At 65.8% G+C, this 26,506-nt stretch carries 26 protein-coding genes; 12 read left to right on the top strand and 14 right to left on the bottom strand.

Going from position 1 to position 26,506, the window contains the following annotated elements; all coding sequences use genetic code 11:
- Positions 1–212: 212 nt before the first annotated feature.
- A complete protein-coding gene (locus ACFW0H_RS25325; protein WP_422916606.1) occupies positions 213–2,924 on the bottom strand; it encodes a helix-turn-helix transcriptional regulator in 2,712 nt (903 codons plus the stop codon).
- Positions 2,921–5,635, bottom strand: coding sequence for a LuxR C-terminal-related transcriptional regulator (locus ACFW0H_RS25330; protein ID WP_422916607.1), 2,715 nt, complete (start codon positions 5,633–5,635; stop codon positions 2,921–2,923). Before ACFW0H_RS25330 ends, ACFW0H_RS25325 begins: the two co-directional genes overlap by 4 nt.
- Positions 5,636–5,802: 167 nt before the next feature.
- Here ACFW0H_RS25330 and pabB point away from each other — a divergent pair, with 167 nt between their 5' ends.
- Positions 5,803–7,155, top strand: a complete 1,353-nt coding sequence (pabB, locus tag ACFW0H_RS25335) for an aminodeoxychorismate synthase component I (RefSeq protein WP_422916608.1) — start codon at positions 5,803–5,805, stop codon at positions 7,153–7,155.
- Between the two features lie 183 nt (positions 7,156–7,338).
- On the opposite strand, the gene thrH is transcribed toward pabB, so the two are convergent.
- Positions 7,339–7,956 (bottom strand): bifunctional phosphoserine phosphatase/homoserine phosphotransferase ThrH, encoded by a 618-nt coding sequence (gene thrH, locus ACFW0H_RS25340; protein WP_422916609.1) that lies wholly within the window; start codon positions 7,954–7,956, stop codon positions 7,339–7,341.
- A 193-nt stretch (positions 7,957–8,149) separates the two neighbouring features.
- On the opposite strand from thrH, the gene ACFW0H_RS25345 reads away from it, so the two are divergent.
- Together ACFW0H_RS25345 and ACFW0H_RS25350 are read left to right on the top strand one after the other, a co-directional pair.
- Positions 8,150–8,884: a phosphoadenylyl-sulfate reductase gene (locus ACFW0H_RS25345; protein ID WP_422916610.1), complete on the top strand. Its 735-nt coding sequence runs from the start codon at positions 8,150–8,152 to the stop codon at positions 8,882–8,884.
- Between the two features lie 4 nt (positions 8,885–8,888).
- The gene (locus tag ACFW0H_RS25350) at positions 8,889–9,194 is read left to right on the top strand and encodes a hypothetical protein (RefSeq protein ID WP_422916611.1); all 306 of its coding nucleotides are present in this window, start codon (positions 8,889–8,891) and stop codon (positions 9,192–9,194) included.
- A gap of 155 nt (positions 9,195–9,349) precedes the next feature.
- On the opposite strand, the gene cysB is transcribed toward ACFW0H_RS25350, so the two are convergent.
- The 5 genes from cysB to ACFW0H_RS25375 all read right to left on the bottom strand — a co-directional run bounded on the left by cysB (position 9,350) and on the right by ACFW0H_RS25375 (position 13,248).
- Complete coding sequence (gene cysB / locus ACFW0H_RS25355; RefSeq protein ID WP_422916612.1) at positions 9,350–10,324, bottom strand: HTH-type transcriptional regulator CysB; 975 nt, start codon at positions 10,322–10,324, stop codon at positions 9,350–9,352.
- 119 nt (positions 10,325–10,443) lie between these two features.
- Positions 10,444–10,944, bottom strand: a complete 501-nt coding sequence (locus ACFW0H_RS25360; protein ID WP_422916613.1) for a universal stress protein — start codon at positions 10,942–10,944, stop codon at positions 10,444–10,446.
- Between the two features lie 44 nt (positions 10,945–10,988).
- Entirely contained in the window at positions 10,989–11,894 is a 906-nt protein-coding gene (locus ACFW0H_RS25365; protein WP_422916614.1) for a 5'-nucleotidase, read from the bottom strand.
- A 13-nt stretch (positions 11,895–11,907) separates the two neighbouring features.
- Positions 11,908–12,861, bottom strand: coding sequence for a putative 2-dehydropantoate 2-reductase (locus ACFW0H_RS25370; protein ID WP_422916615.1), 954 nt, complete (start codon positions 12,859–12,861; stop codon positions 11,908–11,910).
- Complete coding sequence (locus ACFW0H_RS25375) at positions 12,862–13,248, bottom strand: thioredoxin family protein (RefSeq protein ID WP_422916616.1); 387 nt, start codon at positions 13,246–13,248, stop codon at positions 12,862–12,864.
- Here ACFW0H_RS25375 and ACFW0H_RS25380 point away from each other — a divergent pair.
- Together ACFW0H_RS25380 and ACFW0H_RS25385 are read left to right on the top strand one after the other, a co-directional pair.
- Positions 13,247–13,657 (top strand): PilZ domain-containing protein, encoded by a 411-nt coding sequence (locus tag ACFW0H_RS25380; RefSeq protein ID WP_422916617.1) that lies wholly within the window; start codon positions 13,247–13,249, stop codon positions 13,655–13,657. The genes ACFW0H_RS25375 and ACFW0H_RS25380 overlap by 2 nt on opposite strands.
- A 167-nt stretch (positions 13,658–13,824) precedes the next feature.
- Positions 13,825–14,901 carry a 3-deoxy-7-phosphoheptulonate synthase gene (locus ACFW0H_RS25385; RefSeq protein ID WP_422916618.1) on the top strand — a complete coding sequence of 359 codons (1,077 nt, stop codon included), beginning with the start codon at positions 13,825–13,827 and terminating at the stop codon, positions 14,899–14,901.
- A gap of 58 nt (positions 14,902–14,959) precedes the next feature.
- Here ACFW0H_RS25385 and ACFW0H_RS25390 read toward each other — a convergent pair whose 3' ends face one another.
- Both ACFW0H_RS25390 and ACFW0H_RS25395 read right to left on the bottom strand, forming a co-directional pair.
- Positions 14,960–15,244 carry a GNAT family N-acetyltransferase gene (locus tag ACFW0H_RS25390; RefSeq protein WP_422916619.1) on the bottom strand — a complete coding sequence of 95 codons (285 nt, stop codon included), beginning with the start codon at positions 15,242–15,244 and terminating at the stop codon, positions 14,960–14,962.
- 19 nt (positions 15,245–15,263) lie between these two features.
- Positions 15,264–16,535, bottom strand: coding sequence for a hypothetical protein (locus tag ACFW0H_RS25395; RefSeq protein WP_422916620.1), 1,272 nt, complete (start codon positions 16,533–16,535; stop codon positions 15,264–15,266).
- 457 nt (positions 16,536–16,992) lie between these two features.
- On the opposite strand from ACFW0H_RS25395, the gene oprI reads away from it, so the two are divergent.
- The gene (gene oprI, locus ACFW0H_RS25400) at positions 16,993–17,244 is read left to right on the top strand and encodes an outer membrane lipoprotei OprI (RefSeq protein ID WP_003448337.1); all 252 of its coding nucleotides are present in this window, start codon (positions 16,993–16,995) and stop codon (positions 17,242–17,244) included.
- 197 nt (positions 17,245–17,441) lie between these two features.
- Here oprI and ACFW0H_RS25405 read toward each other — a convergent pair whose 3' ends face one another.
- The 3 genes from ACFW0H_RS25405 to ACFW0H_RS25415 form a co-directional block, all read right to left on the bottom strand.
- Entirely contained in the window at positions 17,442–18,404 is a 963-nt protein-coding gene (locus tag ACFW0H_RS25405; protein WP_422916621.1) for a L,D-transpeptidase family protein, read from the bottom strand.
- Between the two features lie 73 nt (positions 18,405–18,477).
- On the bottom strand, positions 18,478–18,759 hold the full coding sequence (locus ACFW0H_RS25410) for a hypothetical protein (RefSeq protein WP_422916622.1): 282 nt from the start codon (positions 18,757–18,759) through the stop codon (positions 18,478–18,480).
- 56 nt (positions 18,760–18,815) lie between these two features.
- Positions 18,816–19,421 carry an arylesterase gene (locus ACFW0H_RS25415; protein ID WP_422916623.1) on the bottom strand — a complete coding sequence of 202 codons (606 nt, stop codon included), beginning with the start codon at positions 19,419–19,421 and terminating at the stop codon, positions 18,816–18,818.
- A gap of 10 nt (positions 19,422–19,431) precedes the next feature.
- Between ACFW0H_RS25415 and ACFW0H_RS25420 the strand changes: the two genes are divergently transcribed.
- Genes ACFW0H_RS25420 through greB form a run of 3 tightly spaced genes read left to right on the top strand, consistent with a single transcriptional unit; the run spans position 19,432 to position 23,151 of the window.
- Positions 19,432–20,115, top strand: coding sequence for an ABC transporter ATP-binding protein (locus ACFW0H_RS25420; protein WP_422916624.1), 684 nt, complete (start codon positions 19,432–19,434; stop codon positions 20,113–20,115).
- The gene (locus tag ACFW0H_RS25425; protein WP_422916625.1) at positions 20,115–22,619 is read left to right on the top strand and encodes an ABC transporter permease; all 2,505 of its coding nucleotides are present in this window, start codon (positions 20,115–20,117) and stop codon (positions 22,617–22,619) included. The genes ACFW0H_RS25420 and ACFW0H_RS25425 overlap by 1 nt, the downstream gene beginning before the upstream one ends.
- 34 nt (positions 22,620–22,653) lie before the next feature.
- Positions 22,654–23,151, top strand: a complete 498-nt coding sequence (gene greB, locus ACFW0H_RS25430) for a transcription elongation factor GreB (protein ID WP_422916626.1) — start codon at positions 22,654–22,656, stop codon at positions 23,149–23,151.
- A 54-nt stretch (positions 23,152–23,205) separates the two neighbouring features.
- On the opposite strand, the gene ACFW0H_RS25435 is transcribed toward greB, so the two are convergent.
- Positions 23,206–23,514, bottom strand: coding sequence for a class I SAM-dependent methyltransferase (locus tag ACFW0H_RS25435; RefSeq protein WP_422916627.1), 309 nt, complete (start codon positions 23,512–23,514; stop codon positions 23,206–23,208).
- A gap of 197 nt (positions 23,515–23,711) precedes the next feature.
- Between ACFW0H_RS25435 and thpR the strand changes: the two genes are divergently transcribed.
- The 3 genes from thpR to ACFW0H_RS25450 all read left to right on the top strand — a co-directional run bounded on the left by thpR (position 23,712) and on the right by ACFW0H_RS25450 (position 26,485).
- The gene (gene thpR / locus ACFW0H_RS25440) at positions 23,712–24,242 is read left to right on the top strand and encodes an RNA 2',3'-cyclic phosphodiesterase (RefSeq protein ID WP_422916628.1); all 531 of its coding nucleotides are present in this window, start codon (positions 23,712–23,714) and stop codon (positions 24,240–24,242) included.
- 209 nt (positions 24,243–24,451) lie between these two features.
- Positions 24,452–25,396, top strand: coding sequence for a triacylglycerol lipase (locus tag ACFW0H_RS25445; protein ID WP_422916629.1), 945 nt, complete (start codon positions 24,452–24,454; stop codon positions 25,394–25,396).
- Between the two features lie 54 nt (positions 25,397–25,450).
- Entirely contained in the window at positions 25,451–26,485 is a 1,035-nt protein-coding gene (locus ACFW0H_RS25450) for a lipase secretion chaperone (protein WP_422916630.1), read from the top strand.
- Positions 26,486–26,506 lie beyond the last annotated feature (21 nt).

Consider the following 26,506-nt stretch of genomic DNA (forward strand, 5'->3'; position numbering starts at 1 on the left):
TCACAGGTGGGTTGCCCCCAGGGCCTGCCGCCGACGCCTGTCAGCGGCAGTCGGACCGGCTCACGCCGATCTCCAGGCCGGCCACTGCTTCCCTAGGCGCATCCGGCGAGGATTCGTGAAGCGGCTTGCTTCTCGACCTGGGAACAAAACTACTGACCCCCTACCCCGCTGCCAGCCCATCCAACGGATGGAGGGCAGCGGTCCCACCCGTTTCAGGCCTCGCTCAACAGGCCCAGGCTCTTGCCTTTCAGTACCGCCTGGGTGCGGCTGCGCACCCCGAGCTTGGCGAACAGGTTGTGCAGGTGCCACTTGATGGTGGCTTCCGACAGGTGCACGGCCTGGGCGATATCGCGGTTGGAAAGGCCGGCCGCGACATAACGCAGGATCTCCCGCTCGCGATGGCTAACATCTTGATTTTCATCGAAAGTATCCGGGTCCACCGAGAGCCGGCGGCACTGCTCGCGAAGGCTTTCGGCGACGCCTTGCCAGGCGCTGGCACGCTTGGGCTCGGCGGCGCGCCAGGCGTCCCAGAGCGGCAGCAGCCAGAGCGCGTCGTCCTGGAACAGCCGGCGGTAGCCGCGGTTCCAGGCCTCTTCCAGCGTGCCCTGGAACAGGACGAAGGCCTTCTCGCTGTTACCTCTGCGCCAATACGCCACAGAAAGTAACAGCGACAGCCGCAGCCGCCGGTCCCGCTGATGCTCGTCCTGCTGCCGCGCCAGGCAATTCTCCAGGCTGGCCTGGGCGCGCTCGGGGCGCCGCTCGGTCAGGGCCAGGCGCGCCTCGGTCAGGGCCAGCACCGTATGGGCATCGGCGTAGCGCGCCAGCGGCAGCACGGCCAGGTGCTGCTGCAATTGCAGGCAAACGCGCTCGGCTTCATTGGGGCGGCGCAGCCAGAGCAGGAACTGCACCTTGCAGGCCATGCCATGGGCGAACACCCGCTCATAACCTGCGCCCTGCAATCCGCCCAGCCATTCGTCGAGCTGGACCAGGGCCTGCTCCGGCTCTCCGGCGAAGAAGCGCGCCCGCGCCATCACCAGTTGGCCACGACTGATCAGCTCCACCGGCGTCGCCACGTCGCGCCAGGTGGTGGCCAGCGGCAGTTCGGCGAGGATCACCGCGTGGCGATCCTGCTCGTACAACAGGTCGGCATAGGCCAGGGCCAAGGGCCCACCCACCCGGCTGCGCCGGCCGAACACCCGCTCCACGCGGGTCCGCGCAGCCTCCGAGAGGGCACGCCCGCGCTCCAGATCGCCGCTTTCCTTGCAGATCAGCGCTTCGATCAGGCTGGTCATCACGTGCAGGTATTCGCTGTCCACCAGCTTGAGGTTGTCGCGAGCCACGGCTATGGCCTTGGCCGCATCGCCGAACTCGCCCATCAGTGCGTAGGCCGCGGCCTGCACGCAGGCCAGGCTGGCGCGGAACACCGGCTGGTTGTCAGGCACCAGGGCGAGCCACTGGCGGGCGACCTTCAGGCAGCTTTCCAGCTTGTCCTGGTAGAGCATCACCAGGGCCTTGAGCACCTGGGAAGCGGCCAGCAATTCGCCGAGGCCGAAATGCATCATCTTGCCGCGCCCCTGCAGCAGGCGGGTGCTGACGTCCTCGATCAGCGCCTCGGATTCTGCGAAACGCTGCTCGAAGGCCAACTGCCAGGCATAGAAGATCTGGAACACCGGATGTTCGCGGATCACCTCGGCCGGCACTTCCTTGAGCATGGAGAGGATGCCGTAGACCCGGTTGCCGGCGATCAGCCGCGCCCCCTGGCGCTCCAGCAGTGCGGCGGCAAAGGCGAAGTCGCGGCCACGCAGGGCGTATTTGATGGCCCGGTCCGGCAGGTCATGGCCTTCGCACCAACGCGCGGCGGCATGCAGCAGGGTCGCCGGGTCGGCCTGGCGCGCGAGCCGCCCCTGGAGGAACTCGGCGAACAGGTGGTGGTAGCGGAACCACTCGCCCTGCTCGTCCAGCGGGATCACGAAGAGCTGTTCGCGCTGCAGACGCATCAGCATGTCGAGGCCGTCACGGCGGCCGGTCAGGGCGTTGCACAGGTCGGCGCAGAACTCGTCCAGCACCGAGGTCTGGTCGAGGAACCGCTGCAGCGTCTGCGGCAGGCTGTCGAGCACATCCTCGGTCAGGTAGTCGGCGATATTGCGCTCGGTGCCACTGAGACTGGCGAGAAACGCCGCCCGGTCCGGATGCCGCGCCAGGGCCAGGCTGGCCAGGTGCAGCGCGGTGATCCAGCCCTCGGTGCGCCCATGGAGCTGGCGCACCTCGGCATCGGACAACGGTAACTGGCGCACTTCGCGGAAGTAGGCCGCGGTCTCGTCCAGGGTCAGGCGCAGGTCCTCGGCCTTGAGCAACAACGATTCGGTTTCACTGAACAGCAGCCGCGGGGTGAAGCGCGTGCTGCTGATCAGATGCACATTGGCCGGCAGGTTCTCGATCAGGTAGCGCGCGCCCTGGTCAAGGGCGACATGGCGGATGTTGTGGAAGTCGTCGAGCATCAGGTAGAGCTCGCCCTCGACGCGCTTGAGATCACCGATGAAGGCATCGATCACCGCTTCGATGGGCCAGTTCACGTCGCCCTGCAGCAAACCCACGGTATTGCCGCCGAACCCCGGTATGGCCGCCTCCACGGCAGCGACCAGGTACTGCAACAGGCGCTGGGGCTCGCTGTCGGCCTCGTCGCAGGACAGCCAGGCGACGTGCGCGCCTTCGCCTTGCAGGCGCTGGCGGAACAGGCTGAGCACCGTGCTCTTGCCGAAACCGGCCGGGGCGCTGAGGACCAGCACGCGACGCCCACGGGCGGCATGCAGGCGCTCGATCAGGGCGCGACGCGGCAACAGGGGACGGCCCCCGGCATCGGCCGGGAACAGCTTGGTGCGCAGCAAGGGGAGCGGTTGCGGGAGAGACAGGCAGAGGTCGGTCATGGTTCGAGCAGCCCCAGCTCGCGGGCACGCCGGATCGCCTGGGTCCGGTTACGCACTTTGAGCTTTTCGTAGATGTTGTGCAGATGCCATTTGACGGTCCCCAGCGCCAGTGCCAGCTGCTGACCGATCTCCTCGTTGGACAGGCCCTTGGCGGCCAGGCAGATCACCTCGCGCTCGCGGTCGGTGAGGCCCTCCTCTGGCGCCTCCAGGGATCTGCGCGCTTCCTGCCCCGGCCAGGCCGCCAGCAGATCGCGGATGAACCCCTGTAACGCCGGTTGGCGCTCCGCGGCCTCCAGCTGCTGGAGCAGTTGGCGGATGGCTTCGCCCTCCTCGATGAACAGGCTGCGCACGCCTTCGCGTTCGGCACTGAGCAGGCATTGCACCAGCAGGCTCTGGGCCCTTTCCCGGTAACCGAGGCGCTGGTAGCTGAGGGATGCCAGCAGGTCCAGGCGCAATCGCTGCAGGCCGTGCCAGTTGGGCTGCAGCTTGCCGCGCAGCTGGGTGATCTCGTGCAGGGCTTCGCTGAAGTGGCCACGGGCCTGTTGCAGCCGCACGCGGATCAGCCCCTGTACCCAGAGCGCCGAGTTGGCGCCGTGCTGGCTGCCGCCGCTGGCCAGCTTGTGCCAGTCCACCGCCTTGAAGCGCTGTTCGGCGCGCTTGATGCGGTCGCTGCCGGGCTCCTGGAGAATCAGCGAAATCTCGTCGGCCACCGCCAGGGCGTAAAAGCGCCAGGACTGGTTGCGCGCGGCGATGTTCTGCATCAGCACCAGCGAGGCCTGGGCATCCTTGACCTTGTCCTGCATGCGCTGGATGCGCGCGAGGAAGAGCATGCCCTGGGCGTAGATGTCGATGGGGCGGATCACGTCGATATGGTGCAGAGCCGCCGCCAGACGTTCTTCCATGCCATCGATTCGCCCCTGCTGGTAGGCGATCAGGGACTCGACTATGACCGGCAGCGCCATGGACCTGGACTTCTCGCCCAACTGCGGCGTGACCTGGGCGCGCATCTGTTCGAACAGCATCCGCGCCTGCTTCACCAGGCCCTGCTCAAGGGCGAGGAGGATCTCCACGTTGGCCAGCTGCATGTCCAGGTAACGGCCTTCGAGGAAATGGTTGCGTTGCTGGGCCAGGGCCAGCAGGCGGCGCGCCTGGTCCGGCTGCGCGAGGGTCGCCAGGGCCATGGCACCGATCACCAGGATGGCCACTTCGAGGAATGCCTGGTTGCGCCCGATCTGGGCTTCGACCCGGCGGGCGATGGTCACGCAGAGGTCCAGGTCGTCCTTCTGCAGGGCGACAGCGGCCTTCACGGCCAGGGTCGCCAGGTACTTGTCGCTGAGCTGGCTCTCGGCGCGGGTCCCGCCCCAGCGCGCCAGCAGTTCGTCGAGCATCCGGTTGGCTTCGGGCAAGGCCAGTTCGGTGGCGCGGTTCCACACGTCGGCGAGCACCAGGGTGGGGTAACGCGCCGCTATCTCGTCCGGGACCTTCTGCCGCCAGCGGTAGATCTTGTTCAACTGGCCGCGGTTGATCAGTTCCAGGCCGCAGCCGTCCACCAGCGCGGCGAGCATTTCCGGGTCCTCGGCGAGGCTGGCGTGCTCGATGGCGGGGTTTTGCATGTGGTGGTTGGTGAACCAGAGGCTCGCATTGAAGTGCAGCAGCTTGAAGCGCTCCGGGTCACGGTCCTTCAGGCGGCTGCGCAGGAAGTCGGCGAACAGTTGGTGGAAACGGTACCACTGGCGCTCGCGGTCCAGCGGCAACAGGAACAGTTGCAGGGTTTCCAGCCGCTCCAGCAGGGCCTGGCCGCCCTGGCGGCCGGTCAGGGCGCTGGCCAGGTCGCCGCTCAGTTGGCTGGCGATGCCCAGGGCCAGCAGCGCGTCCTGCAGATCGGCGGGCAATTGCTCGAAGACACTGGCCAGCAGGTACTGGCCGACCGTGGCCTGGTCGCTGCCCAGGCGTTCCATCTGTTCGGCGGTCTGGGGCTGGTGCCGGAGCCAGAGACTGGCCAGCTGCACCCCGATCGCCCACCCTTCGGTATGGCTGTGCAGCGCCGCCAATATGGCATCATCCAGTTGCAGGCCGGAGCGGGCGAGGTAGTCGCGGGTCTCCTCGGCGGACAGGCGCAATTCATCGAGGCCGATCTCCAGCAGCCAGCCCTTGGCCCGCAGGGTGGCCAGGTTGAGCGGCGGCAGGGAGCGGCTGCCGATCGCCAGGCTGAAGCCGGTAGGGGCCAGGCGCACCAGCCGGCCCAGGGCGGCGAACAGCTCCGGTTCCTTGAGCAGGTGCAGGTCGTCCAGCACCAGCAGCAGCGGGCCGCCGTGGCGGGCGAGATCCACCAGCAGGCTTTCCAGCACTGCACTGGCCGGCACCTGCATGGTGTTCTGCAGATAGCCACGGGCGTGCTCGCCGACACCGGGCACGGCTTCGCCGAGGGTCTTGATCAGTTGCTGGAAAAAACGCGCGGGGTCGTCGTCCTCGGCCTCCAGGGAGAACCAGGCCACCGCGCTGCCGGCTGCGCGGCGCTGCTCGGCCAGGGCCGCGAGGGCGGTGGTCTTGCCGAACCCGGCGGGGGCCGAGAACAACAGGAGGCGTGCATGGGGATGGGCGGCCAAGGCCGCCTGGACCTGGGATCTGGGCAGGTAATCGGTAGATGCCTGGGGTGTCACGAGTTTGGAGCGCTGGCGGCTACCCGCTGCGGGGTTGAGAACTGCGTCCACTGCCTGAATCCCTAATATGTCGTTATCGTTGTGGATCGGAGCTACATCTCCGTGGGATTGGTACATAAGTATCAGAATGCATTTCCCTCGTAAACTTCGGAAAAGGCTCTAGGATCGACACTGGAGGCAGACTAGAATTCGCCCCTGCACCCTGCTTGCGCGCCCCTATGCCTGACTGTCATCTACACGCACTCCCCTATCACGAATCCCCTTGCGAACGCTTCGCCCTTGTCCGCCAGGCGCCCGGCGCCGTATTGCTGGACGCGGGTCGCCCGGTCGCCGACCGTGGACGCTATGACCTATTCAGCGCCTGGCCATTGGCAGAATTTGCGCCAGCGCCGGGCGAATCGGCCAAGGACTTCACACATCGCCTGCGCCAGGCGCTGGCAGGCCTCGGCGAAACCGCCTTGCCTGCGGGCACCGAGCTGCCATTCGTCGGCGGCCTGATCGGCTACCTGGCCTATGACTTCGGTCGCCGCGTCGAACACCTGCCTGAGCAGGCGATCGACGACCTGCAGCTGCCGGATGCGCGGCTTGGCCTCTACGCCTGGGCATTGGTCAGCGACCATCAGGCACGAACCAGCCAACTGGTATTCCACCCGAGCCTGGACGGGAACGAGCGGCAGCGCCTGATCGCCCTGTTCAGCGAGCCCGGCAGCGCGCCCGCCGGCCCCTTCCGCCTGCGCGCGCCGTTCCGTGCAAACCTGGAGGAAAGCACCTACCGGCAGGCCATCGAGCGGGTCCAGGCCTACATCCAGGCCGGCGATTGCTACCAGGTGAATTTCACCCAGCGCTTCCAGGCCCCCTGCGAGGGCGATCCCTGGACCGCGTACCAGGCCCTGCGCGCCGCCTGCCCGACGCCCTTCGCCGGCTACCAGGCCCTGGCCGACGGCGATGCCATCCTCAGCCTGTCGCCGGAGCGTTTCATCAAGGTCAGCCAGGGCCAGGTGGAGACGCGCCCGATCAAGGGCACCCGCCCCCGTGGCCACACGCCGGAAGAGGATCGCGCCCAGGCGGAAGCCTTGCTGGCCAGCCGCAAGGACCGCGCCGAGAACCTGATGATCGTCGACCTGCTGCGCAATGACCTGGGGCGCAGCTGCGCCACAGGCTCGGTGCGGGTGCCGGAACTCTTCGCCCTGGAGAGCTACCCCAACGTGCACCATCTGGTCAGCGCCATCACCGGCCGCCTGGCAGCCGACAAGGATGCGCTGGACCTGATCATGGGCAGCTTCCCCGGCGGCTCCATCACCGGCGCACCGAAGATCCGCGCCATGCAGATTATCGACGAACTGGAGCCGACCCGCCGCTCGATCTACTGCGGCTCCCTGCTCTACCTGGACGTGCGCGGCGAACTGGACAGCTCCATCGCCATTCGCACCGTGCTGGTGAAGGACGGCCAGGCCAGTTGCTGGGGCGGCGGCGGCATCGTCGCCGACTCCGACTGGCAGGAGGAGTACCGCGAGTCCATCACCAAGGTGAAGGTGCTGATGCAGACGCTGGAGGGGTTGGTGGACAGTTGACGCCCGGGGCGAATCTTCCTTGTAGGGGCGAATTCATTCGCCAAGGTCGGCGAAGCTGACCCCTGGGGCACCTCAGGGCAGACCTGCGGCCTGCTTGGCGAATGAATTCGCCCCTACAGGTTTCGTCCCCCGGACCGGAAACGAAAAAAGCCCGCTTGCGCGGGCTTTTTCATGGGCGGGATCTCAGAGGCTCAACAGGCGGTTGGAGGCCTTGATGAACTCGCGCTTGAGGTCTTCGTAGGTGTGCACTGCCGGGAAGTGCGGGAAATCGCGGATCACGTTCTCCGGGGCATGGAACAGGATGCCGGCGTGGGCTTCGCTGAGCATGGTGGTGTCGTTGTAGGAATCGCCTGCCGCGATCACGCGGTAGTAGAGGCTCTTGAAGGCGATCACGGACTGGCGCTTGGGGTCCTTCTGGCGCAGTTGGTAGTCCACCACGCGATCGGTCTCGTCGGTGATCAGGCGGTGGCAGAGCAGCGTCGGGAAGCCCAGCTGGCGCATCAGCGGCTGGGAGAACTCGTAGAAGGTGTCGGAGAGGATGACCACCTGGAAGCGCTCGCGCAGCCAGTCGACGAACTCGACGGCACCTTCCAGCGGTTTCAGGGTGGCGATCACGTCCTGGATGTCGGAGAGTTTCAGGCCATGCTCGTCGAGGATGCGCAGGCGCTGCTTCATCAGCACGTCGTAGTCCGGGATGTCCCGGGTGGTCGCCTTGAGCGCTTCGATTCCGGTTTTTTCCGCGAAGGCGATCCAGATTTCCGGAACCAGTACACCTTCCAGGTCGAGACAGGCGATTTCCACGAGCAGTTTCCCCGCATGACTTTTTGATTGGAGGCGGCACTCTAGCGGCTCCCCCGGTATGGCGCAACGCGGCCCTTATAGCCAAAACAAGCAGTCCTACTTCCTCATGGTTATTTAGGGGCATAAATTCGCTTTGCTAAGATGCGCGCCATAGAGCGCGCCCAGCGCCATCCCATAATAGGAAGCCAGCCTGATGAGCCAACCCTTCGATGTCGCCGAACTGGCGACGACCTACGCCAGCAAATCCCCCCAGGACATCCTCAGGCTCGCCTTCGAGCATTTCGGCGACGAACTGTGGATCTCCTTCAGCGGCGCCGAGGACGTGGTGCTGGTGGACATGGCCTGGAAACTGAACAAGAACGTCAAGGTCTTCAGCCTCGACACCGGCCGCCTGCACCCGGAAACCTACCGCTTCATCGACCAGGTGCGCGAACACTATGGCATCGCCATCGAGGTGCTGTCGCCGGACCCGAAGCTGCTGGAGCCCCTGGTCAAGGAAAAGGGCCTGTTCAGCTTCTACAAGGATGGTCACGGCGAGTGCTGCGGCATCCGCAAGATCGAACCGCTCAAGCGCAAGCTCTCTACCGTCAAGGCCTGGGCCACCGGCCAGCGCCGCGACCAGAGCCCCGGCACCCGTTCCCAGGTGGCGGTGCTGGAAGTGGACAGCGCCTTCTCCACCCCGGACAAGCCGCTGTACAAGTTCAACCCCCTGGCGCAGATGACCAGCGAGGAAGTCTGGGCCTACATCCGCATGCTGGAGATCCCTTACAACCCGCTGCACGAGCGCGGCTTCGTCAGCATCGGCTGCGAGCCCTGCACCCGTCCGGTGCTGCCCAACCAGCACGAGCGCGAAGGCCGCTGGTGGTGGGAAGAAGCCACCCAGAAGGAGTGCGGGCTGCACGCCGGCAACCTGATCAGCAAGGCCTGACCCCGTGCGCATCACCCTGGTGAAGAAAGTCCTGGCCGATGGCCAGGACTGCCGCAAGTGCCGGGATGTGATGGAACGACTGGAACGCGGCGGCCACCTCGGGCGGATCGATCGCATCCTGGTGGCCGACGAGCGCAACCCCGCCAGCGCTGGCTGGATGGTCGCGCAACACTACGGCGTGGACACCGCCCCCTTCTTCGTGGTGCGCCACGACGACGGCCGCGAAGAGGTCTACACCGTATTCCTCGCCTTCCTCCGCGAGGTGCTGCAACCGCCCTCGCCCGCCTCCTCTTCAACGAGCCATCCGTAGGGTGCGCTGTGCGCACCGACTTTGTTGCCTACACCCACGTCCGACCGCTCTGGTGCGCGCCGCGCCCCCTACCCACGAGCCGTCGGATCGCCCACCGTATTCCGCAGAATGCAAAAGCCCGGCGAATGCCGGGCTTGATCATGGGAACCGCGCACTCAGTAGGTGGGCAATTGCACGTCGTGGAACAGGTCGTCCAGCTCCGCCTTGTTGTGGCACTGCACGGCCTTGGCCAGGACGTCGCGGGTGAGGTGCGGCGCAAACTTCTCGATGAAGTCGCACATGAAGCCGCGCAGGAAGGTCCCGCGGCGGAAACCGATCTTGGTCACGCTGGCCTCGAACAGTTCACTGGCATCCAGCACCACCAGGTCGCTGTCGAGCTTGGCGTCCACCGCCATCTTGGCCACGATGCCCACGCCCAGCCCCAGGCGCACGTAGGTCTTGATCACGTCGGCGTCGGCGGCGGTGAACACCACCTTGGGCGTCAGGCCACGGTGGCTGAAGGCCTCGTCCAGCTTGGAGCGACCGGTGAAGCCGAAAACGTAGGTGACGATGGGGTGCTCGGCCAGGGCTTCCAGGGTGAGTTTCGGCAGTTTGGCCAGGGGGTGGCCCTGGGGCACGATGACGCAGCGGTTCCAGCGGTAGCACGGCATCATCACCAGGTCGCCGAACAGCTCCAGCGCCTCGGTGGCGATGGCGAAATCGACGGTACCATCGGCCGCCATTTCGGCGATCTGCATGGGCGTGCCCTGGTGCATGTGCAAGGCGACATCCGGGTATTGCTTGATGAAACCACCAATCACCGGTGGCAGCGCATAGCGCGCCTGGGTGTGGGTGGTGGCAATGGACAGGGTGCCCTTCTTCTCGTTGGAAAATTCCTGGGCGATCTGCTTGATGCTCTCGACCTTGCGCAGGATCTCGCCGGCCGTGGTGATGATGCGTTCCCCGGCGGGGGTCACGCGGGTGAGGTGCTTGCCGCTGCGGGCGAAAACCTCGACGCCCAGCTCGTCTTCCAGCAGGCGGATCTGCTTGCTGATGCCCGGCTGCGAGGTGTAGAGACTTTGTGCAGTGGCGGACACGTTCAGGTCGTGGTGCGCCACTTCCCAGATGTAGCGCAGTTGCTGGAGCTTCATAGGCAATCCTCAAAGCGAGTACACCGCAGGATGTCGGCGGCGTTTATAACCATATTAATGGTTTGCTGAATAAAACTAGACGTTTTTTTCTGAATTGCCCAACGTGCGACCAGCGGCGATCAGAAGTCGTTGCGTCCGCGATGCTGGAGCATGGGTACCAGGTAGACCGGAACCTCGGACAACTGCACCAGCCGCGCGGCGGTACGCCCGAGCGGCGTCTCCAGCGAAGTACCGTGGCTGTGGCTCCCCACCACGAGCAGGTCCACCGAGAGTTTCTGCACTTCTTCCAGGATCACCAGCGGCGGGTCGCCCTGTACCACCCGCACGGCGCGGATCATGTCCAGGTCCTGGACGGCTTCGCCCATCTCGTCGCGAAAGCCTTCCAGCACACGCTGCTCGATGCTCGACATCACCGTGACCAGGCCCTTGGCCCGCAGCTCCTTCAGCGTGTCGTCATCCAGGTAGGTCTGCAGCACCGACTCGGCGAACAGGCCGAGGGGTTCGACGGCGTGTACCACATAGAGTTGGGCACTGAAGGCCCGGGCGAGGGATAGGGCATGTTGCAGAACATAGGGGGCATAGAGACCGAGGTCCGTGGCATAGAGAATGGAGCGGATCATGAGGCCTCCTACCGCCTTGCATGGCTGGCCTCACCAGAGCTTAGTCAGAACTGTGGCTCGTTGCTCACGCCGTGGGGTACATGCCCGGTGGCCACCACGTCGCGGGCCTTTTCGCAGTGCCCGGCCTGGTCGTCGAAGAATACGTCGGCGCCGAAGGTCTCCAGGATCGCCGCCTTCTCCAGCCCGCCGAGAAAGAAGGACTCGTCCAGGCGGATATCCCATTCACGCAGGGTGCGTATGACCCGCTCGTGGGCCGGCGCCGAACGCGCGGTGACCAGCGCCGTGCGAATCGGGCAGGCCTCGGCCGGGAACTCCTGCTGCAGCTTGTTGAGGGCGGACAAGAAGGGCTTGAAGGGCCCACCGTCCAGCGGTTCGCGGGCCGAGTCCCGCTCGTGGGCCTGGAAGGCTTCGAGGCCGCCAGTCTGGTAGATGCGTTCCGAATGGTCGGAAAAGAGCACTGCATCGCCGTCGAAGGCGATGCGCAGCTCGTTGCTCGCCGCCCGGCGCGGACCGCCGGAGAGGATAGTGGCAGCGGCGTAGCCGCTCTGCAGCGCGCCGCGTACGTCCTCGGCATGGGTGGAGAGAAACAGGTGGCAGCCGAACGCCCGCAGGTAGGGTTCCGGGCTGCGTCCGCCGACGAATGCCGCGCGGGAAATGCCCAGGCCATAGTGCTGGATGGAGTTGAAGGCACGCAGGCCGGTGTCGGCGCTGTTGCGCGAGACCAGGATGACCTCGACCCGCTGCTGCCCCAACAGCTCATTGAGCCCGAGGAGTTTTTCCACCAGCGGGTAGGCGTCGCCGGGGGCCAGCACCTCGTCCTCGTGGTCGATCTGGTACTGGCGGTAGGCTTCTATGCCCTGGGCCTCGTAGATCCGATGGCTCTCGCCCAGGTCGAACAGCGCCCTGGAGGAAATGGCCAATACCAACTTGTCACCCAGTCCTGCGCCCATGGCGGTACTCCCGTCAACCCTGGTTGCGTGCGTCGATGAAGCGTAGCGCCTGGTAGAGGGTGCGCACGCGGGGCATCTCGAAACCGGCGGTGGAAGCGGCAGCCAGCGGCGCCTCGTAGATGGCGCCGAGCTCCAGCGGGCGCCTCTGTGCCGCATCGTGGTACATGCTCGGCAGGTAGTCGGGCATGCGATCGGTGGAGGCCAGCAGCTTGGCGGCGAAGTTGTCCGGCACGCGGTGACCGCAAGCAGCCGCCGCTGTCACCACTTCCTCCATGACGGCCTGGATCAGGGCACGGCTGTCGGCGTTGCCCATCAGCGCCGTGGTGCCGGCGTTGAGCAGCACCGACAGGCCGTTGTAGGGAATGTTCCAGACCAGCTTCTGCCAGCGCGCCTGGTCAAGGTTGGCCACCGCGGCCGAGTCGATGCCGGCAGCCTTGAACAGCGCCGAGCCCTCCTCCGCCAGCGCCTGCCGCTCGGCCTCGTCACGGGCCGGGCCGGAGTGGTAGCCAAGGTTCACCGCCCCCAGGGACTGGTGCTCGATCACCCCCGGCGCCGAACGGTGCACGCAGATGTAGCAGAGGCCGCCCAGCAGGTGCAGGGATTCGGGCAGCAGCGGACGCAATGCATCCTCGACCGCCAGGCCGTTCTGCAGCAGCACCACCTTGGCGCCCGGCGCCGCGGCCTTAGCGATGACCGGCGCCAGGGCGGCGTTGCTGGTGGTCTTGGCACCCACCAGCAACCAGTCGCAGGGCGGCATCTCGCTGGCCTCACGATAGGCCTGCACCGGGAACAGCGCCTGGGCGCCGTGGACCACGCTGTTCAGTTGCAGGCCGCGCGCCGCCACGGCGTCGTACTCGCTACGCAGCAGGAAATGCACGTCGTAGCCGGCACGGGCCAGCATCACGCCATAAAAGCCACCAATGGCACCGGTACCGATGATGCCGATGCGCGGTTTGCTTGAAGTCATCTAGGGAAGCTCCTCTGCCGGCCGGGCCAGCGCCCGGTCCAGGGCTTGAATCAGATCGTCGCGCCGCAGGCTGGCATGCAGCGCGCCATGGAAATGGCCGTTTCGGACCACGAACAACGCAGGCAGGTGGAATACCTCATAACGCTGGACCAGCCCACCATTATTCCCGGCATCGATCCAGCACAATCGCTCCACCGGCAGGGCCGCACCCGGCAGATGCTGGCGGGCCCAGCGGCAGCTGGCGCAGCCGGTGCTGGTGAATATCACCAGGGAGGTCCCGGGCAGATCGAGCAGGCGCCGATCCGCGTCCAGGTCCGTCAACTCGGCCTGGGCCGCTATAGTGTGTTGAGTGATGCCAGGCGCCTGGCACCGGGAGTCAACCGTCATGCGTCAATTCCTGCGTCACCCCACGGAGATGCCCGTGGAGCTGGTTCCGCACAAGGGCGAGCACTTGCCCCTGCAGCGGCTGCACGATATCAGCCTGGGTGGGGTGGCGTGCAACTCCAGCCGCGCCTTCCGCCGGGGCACCGCGCTGCGATTGTGCATCCCGCTGCTGGGCGACCAGGCCTGCTACTCGGGGATCGTGGCCTGGTGCCGCAAACAATTGCGGGAGTACATCATCGGCATTGCCTTCACCGATGAGGAAAACATGTTCCGCGCGCGGATGATGGAGCAGATCTGCCTGATCGAGCAGTACCGCCAGCAGCGCGAAGCCGAGGCCGGCGAGCCGCTCGATGCGCAAGCAGTGGCACAGGAGTGGATCGCCCGGCACGCAGCGGGCTTCGCCCCCGTCTGAAATCCTGCGTATTCAACGTTCGCCGCATGCATTCGCCATTGTCGAGGCCGCGTGGAAAGCGTTAAGGTTCCCCACCCCGCGCGTTTTTACTGCTGTGCACTCCGCCAGACGGGGTTTCCTGGCGGCCGGCACCCGTGACCTGACGACCCTGAAAAATGAAAAGCACGATGGCTGATTTACAGATCGACGACCTTAACGTTGCCTCCAACGAGACCCTGATCACGCCGGAGCAGTTGAAGCGCGAGATTCCCCTGACCGATGACGCGCGACTCACCGTCGCCAACGGTCGCCAGGTGGTTCGCAACATCCTCGATGGCAAGGACCATCGCCTGTTCGTGGTAGTGGGCCCCTGCTCGATCCACGACATCAAGGCCGCCCACGAGTACGCTGACCGCCTCAAGGGCCTGGCCGCTGAACTGTCCGACACCCTGTTCCTGGTCATGCGCGTGTACTTCGAGAAGCCGCGCACCACCGTCGGCTGGAAAGGCCTGATCAACGACCCTTACCTGGACGACTCCTTCAAGATCCAGGACGGCCTGCACATCGGTCGCCAACTGTTGCGCGACCTGGCCGAGAAAGGCCTGCCCACCGCCACCGAGGCACTGGACCCGATCTCCCCGCAGTACCTGCAGGACCTGATCAGCTGGTCGGCCATCGGCGCCCGCACCACCGAATCCCAGACCCACCGCGAAATGGCCTCCGGCCTGTCCTCTGCGGTCGGTTTCAAGAATGGCACCGACGGCAGCCTGACCGTGGCGATCAACGCCCTGCAATCGGTTTCCAGCCCGCACCGCTTCCTCGGCATCAACCAGGAAGGTGGCGTCTCCATCGTCACCACCAAGGGCAACGCCTATGGCCATGTGGTCCTGCGCGGCGGCAACGGCAAGCCGAACTACGATTCGGTCAGCGTCGCCATCTGCGAACAGGAACTGACCAAGTCCGGCATCCGCCCGAACGTCATGGTCGACTGCAGCCATGCCAACTCCAACAAGGACCCGGCGCTGCAGCCGCTGGTGATGGACAACGTCGCCAACCAGATCGTGGAAGGCAACAACTCCATCGTCGGCCTGATGGTGGAAAGCCACCTGGGCTGGGGCAACCAATCGATTCCGAAGGACCTCGACCAGCTCAAGTACGGCGTATCCGTCACCGACGCCTGCATCGACTGGGACACCACCGAGAAGGCCCTGCGCAGCATGCACGCCAAGCTCAAGGACGTGCTGCCCAAGCGCCAGCGCGGCTGATCGCGACGCGGAAACGAAAACGCCGGGCAGTGCCCGGCGTTTTTCATTGCGCGTCAGCTCAGCCGTTGTGCTGCGCCTGACGCTGGCGACGCTCGATGTAACGTTCCACATAGGAGCAGGACGGGATCACGGTATAGCCGTGGTCCTCGGCATATTCCAGCGCGGTTTCGGTCAGTGCCGCGGCGATCCCGCGACCGCGCAGGACGTTCGGCACGAAGGTGCGATAGATGTCCAACGTCTGTTTACCCAGATCCATATAGGCCAGGTATGCACGATGACCGTCCACGGTGGTCTCGAACTGATGACCTGCCTGGTCATGGTGGATGGACAATGCCTCGCTCATCACTACTCCTCTGAGGGGTCTAAAACCGTACCCGTACCTTATCTATCTTTTCCAGCCGAAGGAACATCTCCGCCGATCCGGAACCGAATTGGACGCTGAGATAGGCCTTCCCGTTCTCCACCTTGTGTAATACACCCTGGTAATAGGCGCCATCGTAGGTGATGAACTGCAGCCGCTTGCCGGAGTAATCCGGCAGGTCGGCAACTTTGACGAACTCGTACTGCTGCACGGCACGTTCCGCGTCGCCATTCTCCTTTACCGCGCTGATCTTCTCCAGCGCCGCCGGCTCGTTCCGTGCGGTCGGATCGACCCAGGCGAATTCGACCGGTTGCACCAGCTCCTGGTTCACCAGCACCGCCGGCTGCAACATGGTCACCACATCCTTGGCGTCGAAGAACTGCAGGCCATCCCACGCCATGCCCTCACTGGGCGTCAGCTCCACCCGCAGCGACTGCGGGTCTTTCAAATAACGCCCGTAGGCATCCAGCAGTGGCTGCCCGAGGGCGATCTTCTGGCTGCGCAGCACAGTGTCGAACTGGCGCACCGCCGTCGCCTGATAGGCCTCGGCAGACTGGCCGAGCTTGCCGGCGCAGAATTGCTGGACCTTGCGCTGGTACTGGTTGTCGTTCAGTTCGAAGATCACGCTGGACAGGTGCGGCGGATTGACCTTCAGGTCTCCCGGCTTCTCCGACATGTTAGACAAGGACAGGCTGAGGCGCACTTCGCCCATGTCGCGCGTGTCGGAAGTCAGGTTGAGGCTCAGTTTCTGCGCGCCCGGTTGGAACAGATAAGAGAACTCCGCATCCGTTTCAAGGGTTCGGTAGCCCATGTCCAGCAACTCGCTGGTGCCGATATTGCGGACCGGACCGCAGGCCACTTCGCTCATCGCGGTAAAGACGCTGCGTTCGGCGGGAGTGTTGTAGAGCTGCTGCATGAAGGGACCATGCACTTCCAGTGCGATCCCCTTCAGATTGACCGCCATCTGCTCGGGAAACTTGCCCTCGGCCAGTCGTTCCTTGAAGCGCAGCAGTTCGCCCAGGCTCCGGAACTTCAGTTCGGCCTGCTTCACCTGCAGGCTGTCCCCCAGGGCCGGCACACGAAGTTGCAGGTTCTCGAGGCCGACTCGGCCATCAAAGGAAGAAGTTATCCCGCCATAGGTGATATCCATCACCGGCGACAACTTGCCGATCGCATCGTCCATGATGGATCTGACCGACCACCAGAGCGACAACTTGATGATCAGCCCCACTGCCAGAATCGACAGCACTCCCCACTTGAGAATCTTCGACATTGTGACGTCCTTGAAGTCTGCGCTTCGCTACGGAGTTCGGAAGCGGGGCAAGCTTATCAGCGCCCTGCTGGCACAACCATGGCCGCTCTTTGTATAGACGAAGATATTTCTCGGATCTCTGCAGAAAGTTCCACTTTCGGAACCTGTTTCGGGCTCATGACAATATCTCGACTCGGTATCCGCGAGTACGCTTGTCCGAATATGGCGCCGGGGACGGCCGATGCCCTGGGCCGCGCCTACACTTGCAATTTCGACTGATCAAAGAACAATCAAACTGGCTGTTTTTTGACCAGCGACCTCGTTATTTGCTCGTGAACTAGCCGGCAGGCTGAAAAAAATGTGCTTGCCTTGCGCGTGGTCAGTTTACTTACTACAAGTTATGGGTAGTATGTACGCCGGCTAATTTCCCAAGCTCGGGGAATTGCTTTATGGAAATGTCCACCTTAAGGGGAACACGATGAACAACGTTCTGAAATTCTCTGCTCTGGCTCTGGCCGCAGTTCTGGCCACCGGTTGCAGCAGCGTATCCAAAGAAACTGAAGCTCGTCTGACTGCAACTGAAGATGCAGCTGCTCGCGCTCAAGCCCGTGCTGACGAAGCCTACCGCAAGGCTGACGAAGCTCTGGCCGCCGCTCAGAAAGCCCAGCAGACCGCTGACGAGGCTAACGAGCGCGCCCTGCGCATGCTGGAAAAAGCCAGCCGCAAGTAATAGCCTTCCAGGCTATGAAGGCCGACCCGGCTTGCTGGGTCGGCTTTTTTTATGCCCACGATTTTCTGCCCCCTTCGCTGGCAGGTCCGGGCTACCGGCGCGCGGCCGGTCTGAATCGCATCGAAACGCCGGATCGCGGGCAAAAGAAAAGCCCGCCTGCGCATGGCGCAGACGGGCTTTCCTGAAACGGGGCTCGCTTAGAGCTCGGTATTGGTGCTGGTGGCCGCTACCGCAGAATCGGGCTCGGCGATTTCCACCGGCAGGCCATCTTCGGCCGCCACCACTTCACGCACCACGTCCCAGTCCAGGCGAATGCGATTGACCAGTTCCTCACGCTTGAGCAGCGCGTTGATCACGGCAGTGTGCTTGTCGACCACCGACGGATCGCCGTGGTCGTCCAGCGGCGCGTGGGCTTCCAGGTAGACCTTGCCACCACTCACGCCGAACTTGTAGGGCTCGTTCATGATGCGCACGGGCGTGCCCACCGGAGCCATGGCCGCCAGGGCCAGCACGTTGTTGTTGAGCATGCGGAAGCAGCCATGGCTGACGCGCATGCCAATGCCGAATTTCTTGTTCGAACCATGGATCAGGTAACCCGGCACGCCCAGGTTGAACTTGAACGGACCCAGCGGATTGTCCGGCCCCGGCGGTACCACGGTGGGCAGCGGATCGCCATCGGCGGCGTGCTCTTCACGGATCGACTTGGGCGGGTACCAGGCCGGATTGGAGGTCTTGGCCGTGATGGTGGTGTGGGCGACGGGCGAACCCCAGCCTTCGCGACCGATGCCGAGCGGATAGGTGTGCACCACGTTCTGCCCTTTCGGGTAGTAGTACATGCGGTACTCGGCGAGGTTGATCACGATGCCTTCGCGCGGACCCGGCGGCAGGATGTAGCGGGTCGGCAGGATGATCTCGGTGCCCACTCCCGGCAACCAGGGATCGACACCCGGGTTGGCGGCAACCATTTCCAGGTAGCCCAGGTCATTGGCGACGCCAATATCGGCGAACGTGTCCTCGTACTTGGCCTTGATCACCTGCACCTGGCCGACGATATCTTCGCCAGGCGGAGGCAGGGGCAGCTCCAGGGCTGCAACGGGGCCCGCCACCAGCAGGGACGCTAATGACAGGGAGCGGGCGACGGCTGGAAAGCGCGGCAACATCCGGGAATCCTTGGCAATTCGACTGATTAAAAGACTCGGAATTCTACACCGGTGCGAGCCGCACCGGGAGCCCTCAGGCCGGTGACCAGACCGAGTGCAGCCCCTGGCGCTGGGCCTCGAGAGTGGAACGGCAGTTGGCGCACAAACGGCGGTCACGCAACAAGCCCGATTCCAGATTACTCCAGCGTGGCTGCGCTGGCAGCAGGCCGCCGCAGAGGGTCCGGTCAGCGAAACCGCCCAGCACGAGCTGACGCTCCACCAGGTGCAAGCGCACTTCGCGGCAAGCGAACAGGTCGAGTTGCTCGTCGGGCTCTATCACTTTATAGCCAAACAGGGACCAGGCGGGGCGCGGCATGGAGGACTCCAGGGAGGGTGCGCAACATTAGCCGAAAGCTGGCCCGGGGAAAAGCGTCAGAGCATGGGTTCCAGGGTCGGCCAGACATTCTCCAGCATTCGCGGCTGGGCCTTGGCCTCCGGGTGGATACCATCGGGCTGCATCATGCCCGGCACGCCGCCCACCCCGTCCAGGAAGAACGGCACCAGCGGCACCTGTTTCTCCGCAGCCAGGGTGCTGTAGACATTGGCGAAGGCCGTGGTATAGCGGGCCCCGTAGTTGGGCGGCAGGCGCATGCCGAGCAGCAGCACGGTGGCGCCCTGCTTCCTGGCGCTGTCGATCATGCCGGCAAGATTCTGTTGCAATTGCACGGGCGGCTGGCCACGCAGGCCATCGTTGCCGCCAAGCTCGATGATCACCAGTTCCGGCTGGTGCTCGGCGAGCAGCGCGGGAAGCCGCGCGAGCCCGCCAGCGCTGGTGTCGCCGCTGATCGAAGCGTTCACCACCCGCTGCTTGTAGCCCCGTTCGGCCAGGCGTTTTTCCAGCAGCGAGACCCAGCCCTGGCTGGTTTCCAGCCCAAGAGCGGCACTGATACTATCGCCGACGACCAGCAAGGTCCCCGCCATGGCCTCCTGCGCCAGCAGCAACAGGGACAGGCAGCCGCCCAACAACCAGGCACGCATTGGATTCTCCATGAGCGCAAGCATTCTCGATGCGCGGAACCTTAGCAAAGTGGTTCCCAGCGCGGAAGGCGAGCTGATCATCCTTCACGACCTCAGCCTCAGCCTCGGCAAAGGCGACAGCCTGGCGATAGTCGGCAGCTCCGGCTCCGGCAAATCCACCCTCCTCGGCCTGCTCGCCGGGCTTGACCTGCCCAGCAGCGGCGAAGTACGCCTGGCCGGCCGCTCCCTATCTTCTCTGGACGAAGACCAGCGCGCCCGGGTTCGTGCCGAGCATGTCGGTTTCGTCTTCCAGTCCTTCCAGTTGTTGGACAACCTCAACGCCCTGGAAAACGTCATGCTGCCCCTGGAGCTGGAAGGACGCCGGGACGCCCGCAGCCGTGCCCACCAGCTATTGGCGCGGGTGGGACTCGGCCAGCGCCTCAGCCACTATCCGCGCCAGCTCTCCGGCGGCGAACAACAGCGTGTCGCCATCGCCCGCGCCTTTGCCGCCGAGCCCGACGTGCTCTTCGCCGACGAGCCCACCGGCAACCTCGACAGCCATACGGGCGAACGCATCAGCGACCTGCTCTTCCAACTGAACCAGGAACGCGGCACCACCCTGGTCCTGGTGACCCACGACGAACGCCTGGCGCACCGCTGCCGGCGCCTGATCCGCCTGGAAGGCGGACGCCTGGTCGAGCAGGTGGAGCCCTGATGGGCAGCCTGCCTTTCACCCGCCTGCTGGCCATGGCGGCGCGCCAGCTGCGGCGCGACGCCCACGGCGGCGAACTGAGGGTACTGTTCTTCTCCTTGCTGGTGGCGGTCGCCGCCAGCAGCGCCATCGGCTACTTCAGCGCCCGACTCAACGCCGCCATGCTCCTGCGCGCGACTGAATTCCTCGGTGCCGACCTGCTGCTCAGCGGCTCCTCGCCGGCCAGCGCCGAACAGATCGATGGCGGCGTCCGCCTCGGACTGAGGCACGCCCGTGCAGTGGAATTCTCCAGCGTCATCGCCACTGACAACGGCATCCAGCTGGCCAGCGTGAAAGCCGCCGACGGGACCTATCCCCTGCGCGGCAAACTCAGGAGCGCCGCCCAGCCGTATGGCGAGGAAACGAGCGGCAGCGGCCCGAAACCCGGCGAGGCCTGGGCTGAAGCCCGGCTGTTCGCCACCCTGAACCTCAAGCCCGGCGACAGTATCGACGTGGGCCAGAAGACCCTGCGCCTCGCCCGCGTGCTGACCTACGAACCGGATCGCGCCGGCGACTTCTACAGCCTGACGCCGCGGGTGCTGATCAACCTTGACGACCTGGAGTCCACCGGTGTGGTGCAGCCCGGCAGCCGGGTGCGCTACCGCGAACTCTGGAGCGGCCCGAACGAGCTCCTGACCCGCTACCGCGCGACGGTGGAACCGGGCCTTGCGGCCAACCAACGGCTGGAGGATGCCCGCCAGGGCAATCGGCAAATCGGCGGGGCCCTCGGCCGTGCCGAGCGCTACCTGAACCTGGCCAGCCTCGCTGCCGTGCTGCTGGCCGGCGTCGCCGTGGCCCTCTCCGCCGCCCGCTTTGCCGCCCGGCGCTACGACGCCAGTGCCTTGCTGCGCTGCCTCGGCCTCTCCCGCCGCGAAGCCCTGCTGCTGTTCGGCCTGCAACTGGCCCTGCTGGGCCTGCTGGCAAGCTTCCTCGGCGCCTTGCTCGGCTGGCTGGCGCAAGCGCTGCTGTTCAAGCTGCTTGGCGGGCTGCTGCCGGCGGTGATTCCTTCCGCCGGCGTGGTGCCTGCGCTGGCCGGCGTCGCCACGGGCCTGCTCGCCCTCGCCGGCTTCGCCATGCCGCCGCTGGCCGCCCTTGGCCGGGTACCGCCGCTGCGCGTCCTGCGCCGTGACCTGCTGCCCCTCCCGCCCAGTGCCTGGCTCATCTACGGCGCCGCGCTGCTGGCCCTCGGCCTGATCATGTGGCGCCTGAGCCTCGACCTGAAACTCACCCTCGCCCTGCTCGGCGGAGGCCTGATCGCCGCGCTGCTGCTCGGCGGCCTCCTGCTGGCCGGCCTCAAGGCCCTGCGCCGGTTGCTGGCCAGCGCCGCCCTGCCCTGGCGCCTGGGCCTCGGCCAGCTGCTGCGCCACCCGCTGGCGGCCGCCGGGCAATCCCTGGCGTTCGGCCTGATCCTGCTGGCCATGGCCTTGATCGCCCTGCTCCGCGGCGAGCTGCTGGACACCTGGCAGAACCAATTGCCGGAAAACGCGCCCAACCATTTCGCCCTCAACGTGCTGCCCGCCGAGAAGGACGCCTTCGCCCATCGCCTGGCCAGCCTGTCGCCGCATCCCGCGCCGCTCTATCCGGTGGTGCCCGGGCGCCTCACGGCCATCAATGGCGAAGCGGTGCGCCAGTTGGTCAGCAAGGACTCCCAGGGCGAACGCGCGGTGCAGCGCGACCTCAGCCTGACTTGGTCGGCCCAGCTGCCCAGCGACAACCGCCTGGTGGCGGGCCACTGGTGGAGCGACCGGCGAGAGGCCGGGCTGCCCGGGGTTTCGGTGGAAGCCAAGCTCGCCCAGAGCCTCGGCGTCAAGCTCGGCGACCGCCTCAGTTTCAGCGTCGGCGGCCTGCAACGCGACGCCCGGGTGACCAGCCTGCGCGAGGTGGACTGGGACAGTTTCCAGCCGAACTTCTACATGATCTTCGCCCCGGACACGCTGGCCGACCTGCCGGTCACCTACCTCACCAGCTTCTACCTGCCGCCGCGCCATGAGCGCGAACTGGTTGAGCTGTCCCGCGCCTTCCCGGCCGTGACCCTGCTGCAGGTCGAGGCGATCCTGGCACAGCTGCGCAGTATCCTCGCCCAGGTCACGGTGGCAGTGGAGTTCGTCCTGCTCTTCGTGCTTGCCGCGGGACTGGCGGTGCTCTTCGCCGGTCTGCAGTCAACCCTGGACGAACGCATCCGCCAGGGCGCCCTGCTACGGGCCCTGGGCGCGGAACGCCAGTTGCTGCTCAAGGCGCGGCGCGCGGAATTCGCCCTGCTCGGCGCCAGCAGCGGCCTGCTCGCTGCGCTCGGCTGCGAACTGGTCAGCGCCCTGCTCTACCGCTTCGCCTTCGACCTGCACTGGCAGCCCCACCCCTGGCTGCTCCTGCTGCCGGTCCTGGGCGCCCTGCTGGTGGGGGGCGCCGGCCTGGTGGGCACTCGCCGGGCACTCAACGCCAGCCCGCTGACGGTTCTGCGCGAAGCTTGATAGGCTTGGCCTCCCGAACACCCGCAGGACCGCCATGAGCCGCTATCGCCCACCCCGTACCGCCGGAACCCCCTTGATCACCCCGGAAGGCGAGGCCCGCCTGCGCGCCGAGCTCCACGAGCTGTGGCACGTGCGACGCCCGAAGGTCACCCAGGCGGTGAGCGAGGCCGCGGCCCAGGGCGATCGATCGGAGAACGCCGAGTACACCTATGGCAAGAAGATGCTGCGAGAGATCGACAGCCGCGTGCGCTTCCTCACCAAGCGGCTGGAGAACCTGAAAGTGGTGCGCGAGCGCCCAGCCGATCCGGGCAAGGTCTACTTCGGCGCCTGGGTCACCCTGGAAGACGACGACGGCGAGCAGGCTCGCTACCGCATCGTCGGGCCGGACGAATTCGACCTGAAGCAGAACCTGATCAGCATCGACTCCCCCTTGGCCCGCGCCCTGGTGGGCAAGGCGCTGGATGCCGAGGTGCGGGTCAACGCCCCCACCGGGGAAAAGACCTGGTACGTGGTCGAGATCGACTATCCCTAGGCAGCACCGGCCAGAGCTGAACGCGAGGAAGCCGGACAACCCCGATATCCGGGGTCAGCGTCGGGTGATCAGTCCCTGGCGCGCCACCCTTACCAGTTGGCCGACCACTTCGGGGAGGTCCTCTGCCGAAGGCGCCTGGATCACCGCCATATCGAAGCCGTCGCTGACGAAGCGGGCCAGCGACTCGCCTTCACGGGCGAACTGGATGAGGAAATTGCGCTGGCGCCCCAAGCGTTTGGGCCAACCTTCGAGGTAACGCAGGAGCGTCGGCTGGTGGGAGCCGCCAAGCAGGATTCGGGGATTGCGCAGTACCAGCCCGGACGTGATCGGGGCTAGTCGGAGCAGGGGTTGGGGACAGGTCATGGTGTCATGTCTCCGCCTCGTGGGGTCCCGCTGGGCAGCGGTGAGAGGCGACACCGAACCAGCGTTTTAGCGGAATTTCGAAGCCTCTGAAGACTTCCGCGCCCCGCAAGTAGCTGACTAAATCGGCGCATGGGGCGACATCCTAGAGAAGCCCGAGCAATACTGTCAAGGCGACCACCACGCCTGCGAGGCTCCCCATGAGTACCCCGCCGCTGCGCCTTTTCTTCGCCATTCCCTGCTGCCCGCAACTGGCCCGCGATATCGCCGACTGGCGCGTCCGCAACCCCATCGACGGCAAGCCCGTGGCACCCGAGAACCTGCACCTGACCCTCGCTTTCCTTGGCACCCAGCCCCGCGGCCAGGTCGAGCCCCTGGCGGCACTGGCCGCGAGCCTGACGCCCGCCGCCTTCACCCTGCATCTGGATCGCCTGGCCCGCTGGAAGAACGGCCTGCTGCACCTGGCGCCGAGCAAGGTGCCGGGGGCCTTGCTCGACCTCGAGCGCGAACTGCGCGAACGGCTCCTGGCCGCCGGCTACAGCGTGGAGACCCGGCCCTTCAAGCCGCACCTGACCCTCGCCCGCCACTGCCCCAGGCTGCCCGCCTCCACCACCCCAACCTTCGATTGGCCGGCCACCGAATTCGCCCTCTACGCCTCGGAAAACACCATCAAGGGCACCCATTACCACGCCCTCGCCCAGTGGCCGTTGCGGCCTTCGGCCCCAGCCTGACGTTTCGCCGCGTAACAGGGATCTGGCAGCCATCTTCCAGTGAACGGATGTAAACATCCGCGAAAAGCCCGAACCAGAGCGCTCACCCTGATTACATCGGCCATGGCATGGTTCCTGCCCTCGCCCCTCCCTGCGGTGCACGCCCGGGAAGGGCGTGGTCGCGCCACGGAATGTACCCAGGCCCCCATGCCCAACAGTCGAGAGCGCACATGAAGAAAAACAAGACCCTGATCGCCCTCTGCATCGCCGCCGGACTGGCTGCCTCCGAACAGGCCCAGGCCTTCTGGTTCGGTTCCAGCGGCTATACCCAGACCCGCTACCCCATCGTCCTCACCCACGGCATGCTCGGCTTCGACAAGCTGCTCGGCGTCGATTACTGGTACGGCGTCCCCTCCGCGCTGCAGCGCGATGGCGCCAGCGTCTACGTCACCGAGGTGAGCCAGCTGAACACCACCGAAGCCCGTGGTGAAGAGCTGCTGGAGCAGGTGGAGGAAATCGTCGCCATCAGCGGCAGTCCCAAGGTCAACCTGATCGGCCACAGCCACGGCGGCCCGACCATCCGCTACGTGGCCGCCGTACGCCCGGACCTGGTCGCCTCCGCCACCAGCGTTGGCGCCCCTCACAAGGGCTCGGCCACCGCCGACTTCATCCGCCAGGTGCCGCCGGGCTCCGTCGGCGAAGCCATGCTGGCCGGAATCGTCAATGGCCTCGGCGCGCTCATCAACTTCCTCTCGGGCAGCGGCAGCGACCTGGAGCAGAACGCCCTCGGCGCCCTGGAATCCCTCAACAGCCAGGGCGCAGCGGCGTTCAACGCGCGCTTCCCCCAGGGGCTCCCCACTGCCGCCTGCGGCGAGGGGGCCTACCAGGTCAATGGCGTGCGCTACTACTCGTGGAGCGGCACCAGCCCGCTGACCAATGTGCTGGATGTCAGCGACGCCCTGCTCGGCGCCAGTTCCCTCCCCTTCAACGGCGAAGCCAACGACGGCCTGGTGGGACGTTGCAGCTCGCATCTGGGCAAGGTCATCCGCGACGACTACCGGATGAATCACCTGGACGAGGTCAACCAGACCCTGGGACTGACCAGCCTGTTCGAAACCGACCCGGTCAGCGTCTATCGTCAACAGGCCAACCGCCTGAAGAACGACGGACTCTGAGCCCTGCCCACGGGACCCTCGGGTCCCGCTTACCCAGCCTGCCAAGGGGCTCCAGTGAAAAGACTCCTGTTGCTGTTCCCCATTGCCTTCGCCGCTGCCCTGGCGATCCTCCTCCAGTGGGGTGGGACCTCCGCCCCGGCCGCCACGCCCCCTGCCATCCTCGCCAAGGGGGGCGACACCCCGGGGCCCGCCAACCTCGTCCAGGCGCCGCCGGCCACAGGCCCGCAACGGGTCGCCAGCGGCACGAGACAGGCGCTACCTGCCTCCCTTGCCGGTACCCAGGTGGATGGCCGCTTTCGCGTCGACGCTTCTGGCAACCTGCTGATCAGCGAGGATATCCGGCGCATCTTCGACTACTTCCTCAGCACCCAGGGTGAAGAATCCCTGGCCAGCAGTATCCAGCGCCTGCGCGGCCATATCGCCGAGCAACTGGCGGCACCGGCCGAAGGCCAGGCCCTGGCCCTGCTCGACCAGTACCTCGACTACAAGCGCCAGCTGGTGCTGCTGGAACGTGATCTGCCACTGCTGGCCGACCTCGCCGCCCTGCGTCAGCGCGAAGCGGCGGTGCAGGCACTGCGGGCGCGGATCTTCAGTATCGAAACGCACCAGGCGTTCTTTGCCAGCGAAGAGGCCTATAACAATTTCACCCTGCAGCGCCTGGCCATCCAGCGTGATGCCAGCCTGGAGCCGGCCGCCAAGGCCGCCGCCGTCGATCAATTGCGCAGCGCGCTGCCGGAAGAACTCCAGGCCATGGTCGCCAGCCAGTTGCAGGCCGAACTCAGGGCCCAGGTAAGCGCGCTGCGGGCTGCCGGCGGCGACCCCGAGCAGGTCCGCCAGTTGCGCCAGCAATTGGTGGGCGCCGAAGCCACGGTAAGACTGGAGTCGCTGGACCAGCAGCGCCGACAGTGGCAGCAGCGCTTGCAGGCTTACCTGAAGGAGAAGTCACGCATCGAGGCCAGCGAAGGCCTGAGCGACAGCGACAAGGCGACGGCCATCAGCCGCCTGGAAGAAGAAGGCTTCAGCCCACAGGAGCGCCTGCGCCTGCAGGCGGCGTCCGAACTGGCGGCCGCCCGCAAGAAGCAGCCCTGAAACGCAAAAGGCCCGCCGGAG

The organism is Metapseudomonas cellulosilytica (assembly GCF_049334135.1).
Taxonomy (GTDB): Bacteria; Pseudomonadota; Gammaproteobacteria; order Pseudomonadales; family Pseudomonadaceae; genus Metapseudomonas.

Bases quoted from the DNA above. Each gene is read 5' to 3' on its own strand.
- ACFW0H_RS25360 (WP_422916613.1), bottom strand. From the start codon at position 10,944: ATGATCCGCTCCATTCTCTATGCCACGGACCTCGGTCTCTATGCCCCC.
- greB (WP_422916626.1), top strand. From the start codon at position 22,654: ATGAGCCGCTATCGCCCACCCCGTACCGCCGGAACCCCCTTGATCACC.
- ACFW0H_RS25370 (WP_422916615.1), bottom strand. From the start codon at position 12,861: ATGACTTCAAGCAAACCGCGCATCGGCATCATCGGTACCGGTGCCATT.
- ACFW0H_RS25435 (WP_422916627.1), bottom strand. From the start codon at position 23,514: ATGACCTGTCCCCAACCCCTGCTCCGACTAGCCCCGATCACGTCCGGG.
- ACFW0H_RS25420 (WP_422916624.1), top strand. From the start codon at position 19,432: ATGAGCGCAAGCATTCTCGATGCGCGGAACCTTAGCAAAGTGGTTCCC.
- ACFW0H_RS25425 (WP_422916625.1), top strand. From the start codon at position 20,115: ATGGGCAGCCTGCCTTTCACCCGCCTGCTGGCCATGGCGGCGCGCCAG.
- ACFW0H_RS25390 (WP_422916619.1), bottom strand. From the start codon at position 15,244: ATGAGCGAGGCATTGTCCATCCACCATGACCAGGCAGGTCATCAGTTC.
- ACFW0H_RS25395 (WP_422916620.1), bottom strand. From the start codon at position 16,535: ATGTCGAAGATTCTCAAGTGGGGAGTGCTGTCGATTCTGGCAGTGGGG.
- ACFW0H_RS25415 (WP_422916623.1), bottom strand. From the start codon at position 19,421: ATGCGTGCCTGGTTGTTGGGCGGCTGCCTGTCCCTGTTGCTGCTGGCG.
- ACFW0H_RS25325 (WP_422916606.1), bottom strand. From the start codon at position 2,924: ATGACCGACCTCTGCCTGTCTCTCCCGCAACCGCTCCCCTTGCTGCGC.
- ACFW0H_RS25365 (WP_422916614.1), bottom strand. From the start codon at position 11,894: ATGGGCGCAGGACTGGGTGACAAGTTGGTATTGGCCATTTCCTCCAGG.
- pabB (WP_422916608.1), top strand. From the start codon at position 5,803: ATGCCTGACTGTCATCTACACGCACTCCCCTATCACGAATCCCCTTGC.
- ACFW0H_RS25405 (WP_422916621.1), bottom strand. From the start codon at position 18,404: ATGTTGCCGCGCTTTCCAGCCGTCGCCCGCTCCCTGTCATTAGCGTCC.
- oprI (WP_003448337.1), top strand. From the start codon at position 16,993: ATGAACAACGTTCTGAAATTCTCTGCTCTGGCTCTGGCCGCAGTTCTG.
- ACFW0H_RS25410 (WP_422916622.1), bottom strand. From the start codon at position 18,759: ATGCCGCGCCCCGCCTGGTCCCTGTTTGGCTATAAAGTGATAGAGCCC.
- ACFW0H_RS25385 (WP_422916618.1), top strand. From the start codon at position 13,825: ATGGCTGATTTACAGATCGACGACCTTAACGTTGCCTCCAACGAGACC.
- thpR (WP_422916628.1), top strand. From the start codon at position 23,712: ATGAGTACCCCGCCGCTGCGCCTTTTCTTCGCCATTCCCTGCTGCCCG.
- cysB (WP_422916612.1), bottom strand. From the start codon at position 10,324: ATGAAGCTCCAGCAACTGCGCTACATCTGGGAAGTGGCGCACCACGAC.
- ACFW0H_RS25380 (WP_422916617.1), top strand. From the start codon at position 13,247: ATGCGTCAATTCCTGCGTCACCCCACGGAGATGCCCGTGGAGCTGGTT.
- ACFW0H_RS25345 (WP_422916610.1), top strand. From the start codon at position 8,150: ATGAGCCAACCCTTCGATGTCGCCGAACTGGCGACGACCTACGCCAGC.
- ACFW0H_RS25375 (WP_422916616.1), bottom strand. From the start codon at position 13,248: ATGACGGTTGACTCCCGGTGCCAGGCGCCTGGCATCACTCAACACACT.
- ACFW0H_RS25445 (WP_422916629.1), top strand. From the start codon at position 24,452: ATGAAGAAAAACAAGACCCTGATCGCCCTCTGCATCGCCGCCGGACTG.